13 protein-coding genes and 1 pseudogene are annotated in these 15,096 nt (G+C 67.7%); 6 read left to right on the forward strand and 8 right to left on the reverse strand.

Annotated elements, in window-relative coordinates:
• Positions 1-410: 410 nt before the first annotated feature.
• Positions 411-3,923: an SIR2 family protein gene (locus ACZ4TR_RS19185; protein WP_465288283.1), complete on the reverse strand. Its 3,513-nt coding sequence runs from the start codon at positions 3,921-3,923 to the stop codon at positions 411-413.
• Positions 3,924-4,378: 455 nt separating this feature from the next.
• Here ACZ4TR_RS19185 and ACZ4TR_RS19190 point away from each other — a divergent pair, with 455 nt between their 5' ends.
• On the forward strand, positions 4,379-5,314 hold the full coding sequence (locus ACZ4TR_RS19190; RefSeq protein ID WP_465288284.1) for a hypothetical protein: 936 nt from the start codon (positions 4,379-4,381) through the stop codon (positions 5,312-5,314).
• A 355-nt stretch (positions 5,315-5,669) separates the two neighbouring features.
• Positions 5,670-6,209 (forward strand): hypothetical protein, encoded by a 540-nt coding sequence (locus tag ACZ4TR_RS19195; protein ID WP_465288285.1) that lies wholly within the window; start codon positions 5,670-5,672, stop codon positions 6,207-6,209.
• Between the two features lie 509 nt (positions 6,210-6,718).
• Here ACZ4TR_RS19195 and ACZ4TR_RS19200 read toward each other — a convergent pair.
• The 3 genes from ACZ4TR_RS19200 to ACZ4TR_RS19210 form a co-directional block, all read right to left on the reverse strand.
• Entirely contained in the window at positions 6,719-7,129 is a 411-nt protein-coding gene (locus tag ACZ4TR_RS19200) for a hypothetical protein (RefSeq protein WP_465288286.1), read from the reverse strand.
• Positions 7,130-7,211: 82 nt separating this feature from the next.
• Positions 7,212-7,802 carry a TetR/AcrR family transcriptional regulator gene (locus ACZ4TR_RS19205; protein ID WP_465288287.1) on the reverse strand — a complete coding sequence of 197 codons (591 nt, stop codon included), beginning with the start codon at positions 7,800-7,802 and terminating at the stop codon, positions 7,212-7,214.
• Between the two features lie 231 nt (positions 7,803-8,033).
• Entirely contained in the window at positions 8,034-8,315 is a 282-nt protein-coding gene (locus tag ACZ4TR_RS19210; protein ID WP_465288288.1) for a hypothetical protein, read from the reverse strand.
• Between ACZ4TR_RS19210 and ACZ4TR_RS19215 the strand changes: the two genes are divergently transcribed.
• Positions 8,296-9,822 (forward strand): FAD-dependent monooxygenase, encoded by a 1,527-nt coding sequence (locus ACZ4TR_RS19215; protein WP_465288289.1) that lies wholly within the window; start codon positions 8,296-8,298, stop codon positions 9,820-9,822. The two genes, ACZ4TR_RS19210 and ACZ4TR_RS19215, sit on opposite strands and share 20 nt — an antisense overlap.
• A 107-nt stretch (positions 9,823-9,929) precedes the next feature.
• On the opposite strand, the gene ACZ4TR_RS19220 is transcribed toward ACZ4TR_RS19215, so the two are convergent.
• Positions 9,930-10,088, reverse strand: a complete 159-nt coding sequence (locus ACZ4TR_RS19220; RefSeq protein WP_465288992.1) for a hypothetical protein — start codon at positions 10,086-10,088, stop codon at positions 9,930-9,932.
• 28 nt (positions 10,089-10,116) lie between these two features.
• On the opposite strand from ACZ4TR_RS19220, the pseudogene ACZ4TR_RS19225 reads away from it, so the two are divergent.
• Positions 10,117-10,344, forward strand: a pseudogene (locus ACZ4TR_RS19225) (ricin-type beta-trefoil lectin domain protein); the annotation flags it as partial.
• Between the two features lie 136 nt (positions 10,345-10,480).
• Here the strand turns inward: ACZ4TR_RS19225 and ACZ4TR_RS19230 are convergent.
• The 3 genes from ACZ4TR_RS19230 to ACZ4TR_RS19240 form a co-directional block, all read right to left on the reverse strand.
• On the reverse strand, positions 10,481-10,690 hold the full coding sequence (locus tag ACZ4TR_RS19230; protein WP_465288290.1) for an STAS domain-containing protein: 210 nt from the start codon (positions 10,688-10,690) through the stop codon (positions 10,481-10,483).
• A gap of 462 nt (positions 10,691-11,152) precedes the next feature.
• A complete protein-coding gene (locus tag ACZ4TR_RS19235) occupies positions 11,153-11,932 on the reverse strand; it encodes an FHA domain-containing protein (RefSeq protein WP_465288291.1) in 780 nt (259 codons plus the stop codon).
• Between the two features lie 71 nt (positions 11,933-12,003).
• On the reverse strand, positions 12,004-13,695 hold the full coding sequence (locus ACZ4TR_RS19240; RefSeq protein ID WP_465288292.1) for a serine/threonine-protein kinase: 1,692 nt from the start codon (positions 13,693-13,695) through the stop codon (positions 12,004-12,006).
• Positions 13,696-14,063: 368 nt separating this feature from the next.
• Between ACZ4TR_RS19240 and ACZ4TR_RS19245 the strand changes: the two genes are divergently transcribed.
• The gene (locus ACZ4TR_RS19245; protein ID WP_465288293.1) at positions 14,064-14,231 is read left to right on the forward strand and encodes a hypothetical protein; all 168 of its coding nucleotides are present in this window, start codon (positions 14,064-14,066) and stop codon (positions 14,229-14,231) included.
• Positions 14,228-15,094 carry a hypothetical protein gene (locus tag ACZ4TR_RS19250; protein WP_465288294.1) on the forward strand — a complete coding sequence of 289 codons (867 nt, stop codon included), beginning with the start codon at positions 14,228-14,230 and terminating at the stop codon, positions 15,092-15,094. The genes ACZ4TR_RS19245 and ACZ4TR_RS19250 overlap by 4 nt, the downstream gene beginning before the upstream one ends.
• Positions 15,095-15,096: the final 2 nt, after the last annotated feature.

The following is a 15,096-nucleotide window of genomic DNA, read 5'->3' on the forward strand; positions in this document are numbered from 1 at the left end:
CGTCGGGTGCCCCCACACGGACCTGGCGACCGGCATCACCGGCGACCATTTCTGGATCACTGCCTCGTACGCGGGTGTGGTCAACGGCGCCGTGACGTCGGCGTCCGGGCGTGCCCGACGAGGCTGCCTGCCTGGCTCTGCAGCACCGCGGGCACGCTGCTGACCAACTGAGCCTCGAGGTGGGGCTCGGCCGGCGACGGCGTATGGGCAGCTGCCTACTGGGCGCCGCCGCACGTGACCGGCGGCCGCTGGTGAATCCGGCGCTGCACTGAGCACAGAACGCACCCCGGTGGCACGTCGCCGGGGAGCGTTCCGCACGTCAAAGCCGGCCGACGTCCGAGTCTTCGGGCACCTCGTCGAGCGGGTTCAGTGCGATGCCGTCGCGCTCGAACTCGACGGCGATCTCGCTGTCACCAATCAACCGCCGCCACGCAGCCGAGCCCTAAAGCGGCCTCGACGATCTCATTGATGTTCTGCTCCTTCGCTCTGCCCCGAAGACGCTTCACGATCCGGGCCAAGTGGCCACCCTCCCAGAAGGGCGGCTCGGTGTGCTTCATCAAATGAGCCAGAAGGGCGCCGAATTCCTCAGGTGCGGAGTCGAGAAGATCGCTGTCGAGCTTGCGCAGGGTGCGCGAATGCTCGCGGAGACCTGCCGGAGCTGCGGTCGCCAGCGTGACGGCTTCCGGGACGAAACGGCCGACGGCAGACGTCCACTCGGCCAGAGCTGACCTCTCCTCGAGCGTCGGGTTGCGGGGAATGCTGACGAGGCGACCGCGCCAGTACTCCTCCATCCAGCGTGTCCACTGACCCTCGACCGCGTCAGTGGAAAGCTCGTCGAGCTGCCAGGTGATCTGTTCCATCCACTCGACGCCGAGGGAGCTGCTGGCGTCTGCGGTAAACTTCCGCGCGAATTCCAGCGCATCCGCCTCGCTGAACAGAGAGATCGCCGCCGCGTGCACGCAGAGCTGGCGGCGAAGCTCGTCGCGCAGAGCAGAGGCGTGCGACGCCGTGCTGAGATAGCTCCGCCGGAGGCCGGCATCGAGAAGCTGGTCGTTCCAGCGTCCCCAGATGAGGAAGCCGTCCCAGGCGCGCCGCGCTCGTGCTGAGTCCGACCAACCGAAAAGCCCCAGCAGTTTCTGCTCGCACCACGCCCGGTCTGCGTTGAAGAAAAAGAAGAGCTGACTGCCCAGTACGGTCTCAGCCATCGCGGAGCGCGAGTCACCGCTCGACAGCATGAATTCCAACTGCCGCCGCGTATCCGCATCCAGGCCCGACCAGTCTTCGTCCGCATCCCGCCACTCAGCCGAGATTGTCTTTACCCAGAAGAGAGCGACGCGTCCGGCGGCGGTGTTGATCGCGCGTCCCAGCCAGTCGGCGACGTCGACGTCAGCCGGGTGCGACTCGATCGCCGACCAGAGTTTCTCGGCAAGGACTTTCGCAGCCGGATACCGATGCCATTCGGTCGAACTCACCTCACCCTGCTCACCATCGGAAAGCAGGCGCGAGACGCTGTCGCTCAAGCTTGCCAGGTCCAGCCCCATCAACAGCTGCAGAATTCTTTCCGCGTCTTCGCCGGAGACAAGAGCAGCCGACCACCCTGCGATCACAGCTTCGATGACTGGGGCCTCGAGGTCGGCGATCTCAAGCAGGATCGTGAATCCGTCCTGCGGATACTCGCGCACGGTTCCGCTGATCGCCGTCAGCGCGGATTCCCACGTCGGCCCATCGAAATGGCTTCTTCTGTCGTCGAGCCGACGTAGTTCGCCGATCACACCGACTACGTCCACGCCGATCCTGGCGTGGAGCTCCTCCGTCGTCATCGGCGGCACCGGGCGGACGAAGCCGGAAGTCATGCTCGAGATCAGGTCGGGGTGCTCGCGAACGCCGAACTCCGGGTGCTGCTCACGAACCGTGCTCAAGGCTTCGGTGGCTGAGCTCAGATCAGGACGGTGCCGAGTGACCCAGGTCAGTACGTTGAACCGGGAGTAGGCGCGCCTGCGGTCAGCGTCTTCACTGCCGTCGTCCCCCTCAGGACCAGCCTGGATTTCGTCGACGAGGTCATCTGCTTGCGCTTGTTCGGCGCCGGGAAGTGCAAGCGCGATGAGACGAAACACCTCATGGCGAAGCTGGTGGGCATAGACCCATCTCTTTCCCACGAGCCAAGCGATCTTCTCAGTATCGTCGAGGTCACTTCTGTGGATATACCCGTGCAGGGCCAGTCGCTTGAGCAGGGGAACGTCGGCGTCTGCCCACGCGACCAAGGTCGCGGCGCCGGCGGGATGGCCGGAATCCAGCAGCGACACGAGACTGTCCCGTGCTGCGTCGATCAAGCTGTCCACGGGTTCTCGTCGCTCATCCTGCGCGTGCGGCTCGATGGCCGACCGACCGAAGGATACGGGATCGAAGGATTCGTCGGCTGAATTCGTCGCAGACAGCAACTGCCAAGCGCGGCGAAGATGCCGGTCGGTGATCGTCAGCGTTGCCGCGGCGAGACGGCACAGATTAGGCCGGAAGAGTTCCTCCCACGTTCGGTCCAGCTGGCGGACCGAACCGCGCAGCCGGATCGTGAACCGCATCTTTTCCGACAGCCCGAGCAGCGCGTGAGGCTGAGCGTGCGGTTCGGTCAGGTGATCGAACAGCAACAGCATGATGGTTTCGCCTTGCGGCCACTGCGACTTCGCCAGTGCGTAACCGAGCCAGTCAAGGCCTTCCGCCGGAGCGTCCTCGATCAGCTGAACGACCCACGGGCCGAGCCACGCAGGTCTCGGCGCCGGCGCCGCGTGCAAGGTTTGCCCAACAGCCTCCCACAGAGCCGGCCCGAGCCGCCCGCGTGATTCGCGCACTACCGCGAATGCCGCCGCTGTGAGATTTTCCTCGGCCACGAAGTTCTGCGCGAACCAGTAGGCCAGCGAACGGGTCGTAGTGGTCGGCGGAGCTGCTCCGTCGAACAGCGCTCCGAAGGCAGGCTGGCGAGCTGCCCAGTCCAGCCACTCCCGGCCTCGCGCCAGTTCGGTGAAGAGGCCGACCAGGCGGCTGTCGGCGACGACGGACTCGAGGTAGGACTCCTCCTCGGGGATCTGGGAGGGCGCAGCCGAGACGAGTTCGGCGATCCGCCGGCGGTGGTCCAGCAGTCCCATCGACGCGCGCGTAGCCCATCCGCCGATCGCCTCCGCCAGCGCCGCATGGGAGCCGTCGACGACGCGGTACCCGACTGGACGGAGCCCCAGCAAGCGCCAGTCCGCGGCATCCGGGTCGTCGGTGAGGATGTAACGAGCGGCGCCGGGACCCAACGCGCGCGCCAGGTACCGCATGACGACGTCACCATGGCTGTAGCCGACGAACAGCACCGTATAGCTGGCGAACATCCGCTCCAGGAATCTGGCCGCCCAGGCGTCTCGAAGGTACGCCCTTCCGAAGTCCCCGTCTGTGACCACCAGCCGCCGAGGCTTCTGGGTCAGGTTTCCGTGCAGGTAGACGAGGCCGTCGAAGTCGTCTCCCGCGGGAAGGGCGGGTCCCGAGAACTCGTCGAAGACAGCCCCTTGACTGAGAAGCGCCGACGAAATATGTAGGTCGTAGTTGGTGGTCACCACGCGGATCCGCCGAGACGCGATGGCCAGCGCAGCGAGTACCTCGTGCAAGCGGTTCGGCGACGATCCCGGTTTGGCAATGTGTTCGAAAACCCGCTGGTGGACGTCGATATTCTGGTCCGACAGCCGACCCAGGAAAAAGTCCAGCTGTCGCCGGTCATCCCTGTCTGGCATCGGCGCCACTGCTTCAGCGGCGATGTCGTTCGTGAGGGTGAGAAAATCCGGGAGACTCGAAGGCGCATCGCGAGAAGCGCCGGCACCCACAAAGATCACCAACTCACCCGATCTGTGGGCGGTGATCAGTTCGCTCGGAAAGTCGACGTCGCGGATCCACACTCGTGGATCTTATCGGCCGTCTGATTGCTGCGCCAAACCGGCGCTTCTTACCAATTCCGTCACATCGACCTACAACGCTGTGTCGCTGGCAACTTCGCCGGCGCTTCAGCGGGACGATCCCGTCACGACGACGACGCCACGCAGTCGGACGGGGTACCGAGAGCGCCAGGCAGCTCCGGCCCGCCTCGCCCGAGGTCGGCTGACGCTGCGGCCAGCACCGGCGGTGCATCAGCTCCGAGCCACTTCAGCCGCCGCTGCGCATATTCCGAATATGTGAGATGCAGACGGAAACTCACCGACACGGCAACCCCGGCCAACCGCCCAATACCACGGGTCCAAGGTCTCGATCCTCTCACGGTCGGTGTCACACCGTGCACGTCCGGTCAACTCTCATTTACTCTTTGGAAACCTTGCATGTGCATGTCGAAGGTTAGCATTGGCGAAAGGCTCCGGCGATGCTGAAGAGTGCGATCGAATGGCTGGACAAATACCTGACAGATAAGCACCCCGCCCTTGTCATCCGCGCCCTCGTCGGGATCATGGGATTCGCCGCTCTGGTCGGCACCGTCTTCGGAAGCATCGTGATCAAAGCAGGTCTGTTCGTCACCACGATCGTCGGGGCGCTCGCTCTCGCCTTGATGCTACTGGCCGATCGGCGTCGACTCCTCGCCCGTGCGGACGCGAGTCGCCATCTCCTCGCCCGGTACTGCGATTTCGCCACCAAGCCGACGAAGTCAGTGATACGAATCAAGAATTGGGAACAGGTACTCGAGATCGACAAGAATGGGAACGGAAGCGCGGTAATAAGAATCCGCGCCGAAGCCGTCCGCAAACTCGTGTACTTCATCAGACTTCGATTCGGCTCACAATGGGACTGGGCCGCCGCCGAAGCCGACTACGCCGTCGGCGACGCCCGGTTCCCCGTGTTCGCCCACGACTGGCGCCGGACCGGCATCGCGAAATACACGGATCTGCTGCACGCCTGTCAGATGGGCGTGCCAACGCGACCGGCTCGGCAGGTCCTCAGCGAAGCGGTACTGTCCCGGCCGGAGTTCACCGACGCCGTCCGCTCGGCCCTGCGCACCCTGCACACGCCGGACCTTCTGCGGTCGAACCCACTGTTGCAGTCCCGCATGGTCCGGCAGCACACACGAGACGGCCGTTCGCCGGCCGAATCCCTGCGGGACCTGCTCGACGAGACCACTGCCACGATGAAGCCGGACCTCAGCATGCTGATCGATCGGACTTTCCTGCGCCCGATGGGCGTTCAAGAGCGCATCGCGGAATCACTGCACCTGTCGTTCAACACCTACCGGCGGCACCGGGACAAGGCGGTTGCGCAGCTGACCGAGTTACTCTGGGACCACGAAACAGGACGTCACCGCGACTAGGAGCGCCGCTCATTTTACTACGGCGACAGCGCGTCACACGGGTCCCCCAAGACGGCGACGCGATCTCGATTCGCACCCGTGTCACCTCGGCCACCCCCCCACCGAACGGTCCACCACGAGGAGCCAGAGGACTCAAGATCCGGGGGCCACTGGATCAGCGGAATGAACTGCCAAAGTTGCTGCGACATGATTGACAGCCCTCTAGCAATTTGAGGGGGGAGCAGGGTTGTCGTGCTGCAGGTAGTGCGACAATCAACGCATGCCTGAATCTGAATCTGGATCTGTTGCCGGGTCCGCATCGCAGGCGGAGGCGGTGCCGACAGTATCCGGTCGCCGGTGGCCTCACCTTGGCGCGATGCTGTTGCTGGTTGCCGGCGGGTTACTGATCGGTGGCGCGTTCTTCGACCTATGTACCATCAGCCTTCCACCGGAAGACCCGACCATCATCCATGCCACGGCGTGGTCCCTCTCCTACGAGAGATTCTCAGTTCCCCGGTATTTCGGTCCGCTCCTGGTCGCCATTGGGGTGGCTGCGATCATCGTAGCGGCCACATTGGTGTTCGGTTCGCGTGTACCGATCCGGATCGCCCGGATGGCACGACACGCCGCGGCACCCATGGGCGGCGCGCTTGTCGTGGCTGCAGTGTTCATGGTCGCCCACGTGTGCGGTGAGATCGCACTTGTCACCGAGGGCGCCAAGGCAGGGTCGAGTATCGGTGTGGGCACGGAGATGCTCGTCAGTGCCGGGCTTGTCGCGATCGTCGCACTGGTCGCCCTGCTCCGAGGGCAACCCGCGCCACAACTACACGACCGCACACCTGTCGACGAGCCCGATGTCGTGATCTACCAACTATCACCGGACAACCCGCCCCAGGCGTCTCCTCCTCACGCCTAGGCCTATGTCGTAAACTGAATTTCATTGAGGGCAACAGATTCGACCGGACTTGAGCGCATCGCGAGTTCGGGCCAGGCCGTCCGCCCTCGATCACAGCCTGACACCCTCGGCGGATCCACCGTTCGCGAATGTCGTTTTCCTGCGTACCAATCCGCCGGATCGGGAGGCGAATTTGCGCGCAGCCATGACGATTTTCACATCCAGACGCTGGGCCGTTCTCGGCCCGCGTGCCGATGACGCCAGATGCGAATGCAGCACATCCATGATTACGTCTGCGACGGAATCATCAATCTGTTAACTCTGTTTGAAATCGCCGATGGCACGATGACCGGCGAGGCGTATCGTCGGCACCGCGATCCGAGTTCACGAAATTCTTGATCGCAGCCTGGAACACTCACCCCTGCGGATTTCCCCAAACCAAAACGTTCCCTCGATTTATAGGCGAATTTCTCTGCACAGAACACCGACCAGAGTGACAGCACTGATGATTTTTCGTGAAACCGATATACTCATCGATTGAGCTGAACAGAGTTCATCAAGGCCAGCACCGCCCGCTCGTTGGCGTGCGAACTGGTGATCCTGATGGTGTAGGCGCCGAGCGTCCGGCGTTGGCGCGCGGGTAGCTGGTCCTGCGGAACGGCACCGCCGTCGGCGTTGCCGATGATGCTGGTCAGCGACACCATCAGCGAAAAGCACTGGTTGTCGATCACGGCTTCGCTCGCATTGGGTTCGGGGCAGAGCACGAGGGTGTTGGTTTCGGGCTCGCTGGTGAACGTGGAGACCTTCTGCCCGTCGGGGATCTGCACCGACTTGAGCGGCGACTTGATCACCGCAGGTGTGGTGTCGAAAGCAGCCCTGACCGCTGTCCCGAGCCTCGGCATGGCCGTGACGGCGTCGTCCGGGACAGCGAACGCGGCCACCTGGTGTGCGTGTCCGCTCATGTCGCGGGCCGCACGCCAACACGAGGCCGGCCTCCGTACCGGAACTCGCGGTGCGGGCCGGTCACCGGGAGCTGCCGTAGGCAGCCATGAACAAGTCCAGCAAGGCGTCGACGGCGTCCTCGTCGATGGGGCGCGTCGTCAGCAGATGGCGGTAGTACAACGTGCCGCACAGCACCTCCGCCGCGAACTCCAGGTCGACGTCCGCGACCAGCTCGCCGGTGTGCTGCGCGCGGGTGATCCGGTCGAGGGTGCGTTCCTCCACGGTGAGCAGGAACCGTTCGTGCAGGGTTGCCCGCAGGGCGGGATCGGACTGCGCCTCGGCGATCACCCCGCGGTACACGGGACCGATCGGCGGAGTGCTGAGAGCGGAGGACGAGCGCAGGAACTGCTCACGAAGGTCCGCTCGGACATCGCCGGTGTCGCGGTAGTCCAGTCCCGCGGTCCACACGCGACTGAGCGCGTCGAGCATGAGCGCCGCTTTGGACGGCCAGCGCCGGTAGATCGTGTGCTTGCCGACTCCCGCCCGGCGGGCGACCGCCTCCATGCTCAGGCCCGGGTAACCGATCTCCGCGGCCAGTTCGAGCGTCACCTGAAGGAGTTCGTCCGTGCGTGCGGCACCTCTGCGTCGCGGCTCGGCGGGCTGGTCGACCATGCCTTCATCTTATCGACACGCGATGTGCCGTTGACAACCCGCCGGTCTGTCCCGCAAGATTCAACGGCACGGCACGGATCGTGCCGTTAAGGACTCGCTCATCGAAGGGAACCACCATGGACACGCGAACTCGCGTCTGGTTCATCACCGGGGCCGGCCGTGGCCTCGGCCGTGCGTTCACCGAGGCCGCTCGACACGGGAGACCGGATCGCCGTTGTCGCCCGCGATGTCTCACGTCTCGACGACCTCGTCGGAAAGCTCCCGGAGCGGCTGCCGCCCCTGCGTGCCGGTGTCATCGGCCGTGCCGCTGTGTTCGATGTCGTCGCTGCCGCGACGGAGCACTTCGGCCGGCTCGACGTCGTGGTCGACAACGAGGTCGCGCTGTACGCCGGCACAGTGGAGGAATTCACCGAAGCCGAAGCGCGTGCTCACCGCGATGACCACCACCTCGCGCAGCCGGAAGAACAAAAACGTTTCGAGAGAAGGCAATGCGTTGGACACCGACGTGATCATCGTGGGCGCCGGACCGACCGGACTGGTGCTGGCCGCCGAACTACGGCTGGCCGGAGTGCGCCCGGTAGTGCTGGAGCGGCAACAGCGGCGCCGGGACACCCCGAAGGCCGGTGGCCTCGGCGGGCAGATCCTGGAACTGCTCCGCTACCGGGGCGTGCTGGACCGGTTCGACGAGGCCTGCACCACACCCCGTCCGACCCCGCGGTTCCCGTTCGGCGGCGTGCACCTCGACTTCACGCAGCTGGCGGACCCGCCGATGCACGCGCTGCCGCTTCCCCAGCAGGAGCTCGAGCGCGTACTCGAGGACCGCGGCGCCGAACTCGGCGTCGACCTCCGCCGGGGACACGAGGTGACCGGCGTGAGCCAGGACGCCACCGCCGTGACCGTGGACGTGCGCGGTCCGGACGGTCCCCGCCAGATGACCGCCCGCTACCTCGTGGGCTGCGACGGAGCCCGCAGCCGGATCCGCGACCTGGCCGGCATCCCGTTCCCCGGCACGACCTATCCGGAAGTCAACCGGCTGGCGCAGGTCACTCTGCCCGGCTCGGTGACCGTGCTCGACAACGGCACCCTCGAAATCACGGGCTCCGCGACAATCGACGCGGGGTTCACGAGGACCGACCACGGTCTCTTCGGCATCGGCGCTTCACCCGACTCCGAGGTCGTCTCCCTCTACACCATCGAAGACGAGAACACGGAGTACGACGACGACGTCCCGATGACCGTGGCGGAACTGCAGGACAGCATCCACCGCGTGCTGGGTGTGCACCTGCCCGTCGGTGAACCGCGCCGCCTGTCGAGGTTCACCTTCAAGGCACGGCAAGCCGAACGCTACCGCCAGGGACGGATCCTGGTGGCCGGCGACGCGGCGCACCTGTTCCCCGCCACCGGGGTGGCACTCAACGCGGGCATGACGGACGCGGTCAACCTCGCCTGGAAGCTGGCCGGGGACGTCCACGGCTGGGCACCACCCGGTCTCCTGGACACCTATCACGACGAACGTCACCTCGCCGCCGTCCGCACCCTGCTCCACACCCGCGCGCAGGTGGCGCTGCGCCGTGGCCACGACCCCGCCGCCGAGGCGCTGCGCGACCTGTTCCAGGAACTGCTCGCCGACGAACAGCCGCTGCGCCGGATGGGAGCACTGGTCGCAGGCTCGGACCTCCGCTACCCGACGCCCGGCTCCGACCACCCGCTGGCCGGAGTCTTCGCTCCTGACCTCACCCTGCACACCGACCAGGGCACGACCAGCGTCGCCACGCTCATGCCCGCCGCCCGCCCCGTGCTGCTCGACCTGGCCGGCCGCGCAGATTTCCGTGCGGCGGCCTCGGGCTGGCGCCACCGCGTCGACGTCCACACCGCCAAAGCCGCCGACAGGCCGGCGGACGCACTCCTGATCCGCCCGGACGGGCACGTCGCCTGGGCAGCGGCCGTTGACGAACCCGAGGGAAGCGCTGTGCCCGGACTCCGCGGAGCACTCTCCAGGTGGTTCGGGGTTGCCCAGTGACGACGACGGTCCGAAAGCGCTTTCCGCCGGCGACGGTCGCCAACTTGACGAGCGGCTCGTCAGTGGCTGCCGGAAACCGCGGGCAAGCGCTTCAGCTGCAGCTCGAGTCAATGGGCCGTGACGCCGACGCCGCCGAGCGCGCCGGCCGCGCCCTGGCGCGGATCCAAGGCCTGCTCGGCCCAGACTCCGTGGTCACCCTGCTGCTCGGGCACGTCCAGCAACTCCGTCTCGCGCAGCCTGGTCAACCACGAATCAGCGCTGTTCAAGGTCACTCCCAGTGCGGGCAGCACCCCGCTGGGCGGTCCGCTCACGAGCGCCAATTCGGGTCGTTGCGCGGACGCTCCCGGCGGCACGACCGTGAACGGCATGCAGCTCGCGGTGGGGGACTGCAACCGCGGCGAAAACCAGAAGGTCGCCTACAGCACCTCGGCCAAGACCCTCAAGGTCCTGAACAAGTGCTTCGACGCACACGCCGGTGGGACGGTCTCCGGCACGCACGTCGAGCTCTACGACTGCAACGGCGGCGCCAACGAGCGTGCCTTAACCGATCTCGGGCCCCGAGGTGGCCGCGACCGATGGCCTGTCATGGTGTTCGACGGCGTGCTGGACCGTCGGATGGATGGTGGACAGCTCGTCGATCCGGGTGGTCGCCAGGGGTTCAGCACACTGCGTTGCACGGCCACCAGCGCGACCTCGACTGCCGCAGGGTCGCGGCCTGGGACAGCCAGGCCAGCACCGACAGGCCCGTCGAACCGAAGAACCGCACTTCGGTCAGGTCGACGACGAGCCCTCGCGGACGGAGGGCGAGAGTCGCGGCCATGACTTTCCGCAGCACCGGTTGCACAACGTGGTCGACGTTCCCACCCACGGCAATGACTTCGAGGTCGCCGAGGGAACCTCACCGCGAGGGACAACACAGGCTGGGACAGTTGCTCCATGAGCTGCGCTCCGAAAGGGGGCGGTCGCCTCGACCAGGGGACGGAAGCGGCATGCGGCGAGGCCACGGCTGACGACCGATGCACTCCGTTACGGCGCTCTGCTGTTGTCCAGCGCGTACGGCATCGCAGGGATGGAGCTCAGTGGGCATCTGGCCAAGGAGACGTGGCAAGTCGGCGTGGAGCAACTCGTGCGCATGCTGGTCGACGCGATCCGACCCGGCACCGAGGAGGCGGACCATCCGGCCGAACAGCAGCGGGCGGATGGCGCCCGGGCCGCCGCCTGGGCGATCTCCGGCGTGGTCACTGCCTCTCTCTCGACGGCGGCCTGCGCGACCCTAACCCGATCCTGGCCGGTATCCGGTCCCCCGGCCGGCCGGGGGACCGCTAGCTAGCTAGTCCCAGCCGTCCAGCAGGTTGAGGTCGGACGGGACCAGGGTGGACGAGCTCATCAGCGCCTGGATCAGGTTGTGGTTGAGCATGTTGCCGATCGGCTCGATCAGTTCCTCCTTCAGCAGGCCGGGAACGCCGCCCTGATGCAAGCGCAGCCGAACCGCGGCCAGCACGCGCTCGACCCGGCGGTCGTTCCAATCGACGTCGGGCTGCAGCTCCGCCATCTCCTCGGCGACCTGCTGGCGGCCGAGCGGCTGAGCGAACGCCTCCTGCGCCAAGTAACGCTGGCCCAGCACGACGAGCACCAGCTTTTCGTCCGGAGTCAGCCAGTAGCGCTTCGGCGGCTGGGTGACGGCGTCGAACAGGGACGGCGGGCAGGAGCCGTCTGCGCCGATCACGTAGACCTCCATCATGTGCTCACGGCCGCGGGTGCCGCGCACGAACATCGGGGTGTAACCCGGCACCAGCGGAAGCGGCTCGTGGTCGGGGAACAGCCACTGGTCGCCCGGCAGCCGGATCGGCAGCCGGCCCGTGTTGGTCACCTGCCAGCCGCCGTCGTGGTGGCTGATCACTCCGGTCTGGCGGCTGACCCGCAGGTCGTCCTCGCCGATGCACAGGTCCACCTGGGGCCGGTTGCGGCCGAACCGCAGCGACCGACCCGGCGCCGGCGCGAGAGTGATGCCCTGCGCCAAGACCAGCGCGAAAAGGGAGCCCGGCACCGGGTCGGTCACTCCACCGCGTAAGTGCTCGTACTTCACCACGTCCACCCGTGTCCCGCCCATCGGTCCTCCTGCTGCCGCTGTCTGCCGTGCGCGACCATGGTCCCCGACCGGGGCGGGACCCCTCCCGCTCGTCAGCGCGACAGCCGCTGCGCCACCGTCGCAGCCAAGCGCCGCGCCGGTTCGCACAGCTGCTGGGGCTGCTGCTCGCTGTCTTCGACGTCGACCAGCGCCAGCTCGTCGACCCGGGGCCGGGTGCCCTCGACGTAGCTGCGGTAGACGATGGCCACCTCGCAGTCGGTGTCACTGCGGCCCTGCGGCGTCACCCGGGCCTCGAAGCCGCCGACTCGGAGCGGAGTGCTTCCGGAGGCGGCGAACCTTTCGGCGGGCGTCCGGTCGAAGACCACTTTCGCGACCCCCGACCGGTCGGTGAAGCTCCATTGGCATTCCCAGTTTCCGAAGTAGCGGACCTGGTTCAGCTCCCCCGGGCCGAGCGCCGCCGTCACGTCCGGGGCGTCGAGCAGCGCGCAAGCGTCCTTGGCGGCGAGTGACCCGGCTTCGAGGGTCCGCCTGGCGATCCGGCCGGCGTTCAGGGAGACCAGCGCGCTGCTGGTGATCGCCTCGGCCATCCCGCACAGGTCGACCTTCCGGTCGCCGGTGTGGTCCGCGTCGATGACGACCTGGTGGCCGGGCAGCAGCAGAATCCGGGTGCAGCTGCCGTCTTCGGCGGGCGGGCGCTGGATCCCGACCGCGCCGACCTGCTGCACCGGCGTCGCGTCGTCCTGCGCGTCGATCGCGAGCTCCACGCTGACGTCGACGTAGTCCGTCCGGTCCTTGGTCAGGTAGACCAGCGCGTCGCAGCGGTTGAAGTTGCCGTAGTCGTGCGAGGTTTCGACGACGCCGTAGCCGGAGAGGGCGTTGGCGTAGGTCAGGGCGCACGGGTCGGCGGTGCGCGGATCGTCCATGACTGACTCGGGCGCGGGAGAAGAGGGCGCCGGTGCCGCGGTGACCGGCGGGGGGTCCCCACGGGTCGTGAACCAGACCGCCGAGGACGCCACCAGGGCGAGCACGACGACGCCGGCCGCGATCAGCTGCCGGCGCCGGCGGGTGGGTGGTTTCGCCAGCGCCGAGAACTGCTGCTGTGCCGTCTCCGCCGTGGGCCGGGCTTCCGGGTCCTTGTCGGTGAGCCGGGCCAGCAGAACGCCGAGCGGGGCGCCGTGCGCGGCTTCGGGAGCGGGATGCCCCTCGACCGCGTACCTGATCGTCATGCCCAGGGAAAACACGTCCGACGCGGCCGTCGCCCGGTTTCCGCGCTCGACTTCGGGTGCTTGGAACCCGGGGGTGCCCCCGCCCGTTTTCGGGTCCTCGATCTGGGTGTCGCTGGCCCAGGTGGCGATGCCGAAGTCGGTGAGTTTGGCGGTGCGGTCCGCGGTCACCAGGACGTTGCCCGGCGTGACGTCACGGTGCGTCATGTTCAGATCGTGCAGGTGCGCCAGCGCGGCGGCGATCTGCGCGCCGACGACCGCCGCTTCCCGCGGCGGCAGCGGACCGTCGTCCTCGCGGATCTGCCGCAGGCTGCGGGACGGCAAGTACTCCATCACCAGGCACTCTTGCTCGTCGTCGGTCTTGACCAGGTCGTAAGCGGCGATGACGTTCGGGTGGACGAGCCGGGCACCGGCGATGGGTTCACCGGCCGAGACACCGATCTTGAGCGCCACCGGCCGGCGCAGCTTGGTGTCGGTGGCCAGCCACACGACGCCCATGCCGCCCCGCCCGATCTGTTCTACCAGCAGGTAACGGTCGGCGATCAGATCATCACGATCCATTCGCCGAACCTAGCGGGTGAATGACCGGCCGGGGAAAGGGACCCGCATTTCCGGGAATTGCGACCGGCGATCACGCGGGAAGGGTCCCGCGGCCCGGGCTTAGTCTCCGGCCATGCACAGACGGACGCACCGGTGACCCTTCGCCTTCTCCGGTCGGCCGGCGGGCACCTGCGCCAGCGAGGCCACCATGCCGCTTTCCGCATCGCGGCGCCGGTCTGGGACGAATCCCAGCGGCGGCTCGACCGGCTGCTCCGCGACCTGGCTACGGCCGCGTCGACCGCGGCACGAGACGCCGAAGCCGGCCGGGTCCGGCACTCCCGTGCCCTGCGGCTGATCGGCGAATTCCTGGCCGAGGGACCGGATTTCCGGTGGTCCTCTTTCACTGGTTGCGCGACCACCGTGCCGAGCTCCGCGATGCCGGCGAGCTGTTCGAGCGGGGCGAACGCGCGGTGGCCGACAACGATCTGCGCGAACTCCAGGCCGTCGACGGAGAGCTGCTGCGGCACGTCCCCCTCGGCGGGCTGTCGTGGACGTGACGCGCTCCCTGGCCGCAAGTCTGTCGGCCGCCGAAGCGGCCACGCTGGCGAGAGCCGGCGACCTCGCCGGCGCGGTGGCGATCCTGACGGCGGTCGACGCGGCGGGCGACGCCGGCCCCGCGGAGTTCGACCTGCTCGCGCGGATCCACGCCCAGCGCGGCGATCTCGACCGGGCCGACCTGTGCTGGGCGCGGGTGCAGGCCACCCGCCCCGAGCACCCCGGGGCGGCCGCGGGCCGGGCCACGATCGAGGCGATCCGCGCGCGACGCCGGCCGCTGCGGCCTCCGCTGCGGCCGTCCTGGGTACCTGCGGCAGTCCTCGTCGCCGGTCTGGTCGCCCTCGGCGGCTCGCTCACCGACGGCTCGACGGTCGCCGCACCACCGGCCGGGCGCGACTCGGCGCGGGTGGCCGAACTCGACCAGCAGCTGGCCGCGCAGGAAGCCGCCGCGGCCCGGCGCGAGGCGGCCCTGAACGCGATCGCGGTGTCGGTGGCGCAGCCCGGAGTGACCGTCCGGACCACGCGGGACGCGGTGGAGGTCCGGTTTCCCGGCGGCCTGTACCGCGCGGGCGACCAGCTCATCGCCGGGGGACGGCAGCGGCTGCACCGGCTCGGCCCGCCGCTGTCCCACACCGGCGGCACGATCACCGTGGTCGGCTGGGCGGTGCCCGTCCCCGGCGGCCCGGCGGCGGGTGGTTCACCGGTGGCCTGGAGCCGGGCCCGCGCGGCCGCCCGCGAGCTCGCGGCGGCGAGCGGCCTGCCCCTTACCCGGTTCACCCTGGCCAGCGGGGATCAGAACGCTCCCCCATTTCCCGACCCGGCGTCGAACCGCACAGTGACGCTCAGGATCTCGCCCGCACGCTGAGT

Source organism: Amycolatopsis sp. NPDC028719, assembly GCF_055565395.1.

Excerpts from the sequence above, each read along its gene's own strand:
- ACZ4TR_RS19190 (WP_465288284.1), top strand. The coding sequence starts at position 4,379 with ATGCTGAAGAGTGCGATCGAATGGCTGGACAAATACCTGACAGATAAG.
- ACZ4TR_RS19235 (WP_465288291.1), bottom strand. The coding sequence starts at position 11,932 with ATGGGCGGGACACGGGTGGACGTGGTGAAGTACGAGCACTTACGCGGT.
- ACZ4TR_RS19195 (WP_465288285.1), top strand. The coding sequence starts at position 5,670 with ATGCTGTTGCTGGTTGCCGGCGGGTTACTGATCGGTGGCGCGTTCTTC.
- ACZ4TR_RS19240 (WP_465288292.1), bottom strand. The coding sequence starts at position 13,695 with ATGGATCGTGATGATCTGATCGCCGACCGTTACCTGCTGGTAGAACAG.
- ACZ4TR_RS19205 (WP_465288287.1), bottom strand. The coding sequence starts at position 7,802 with ATGGTCGACCAGCCCGCCGAGCCGCGACGCAGAGGTGCCGCACGCACG.
- ACZ4TR_RS19210 (WP_465288288.1), bottom strand. The coding sequence starts at position 8,315 with ATGATCACGTCGGTGTCCAACGCATTGCCTTCTCTCGAAACGTTTTTG.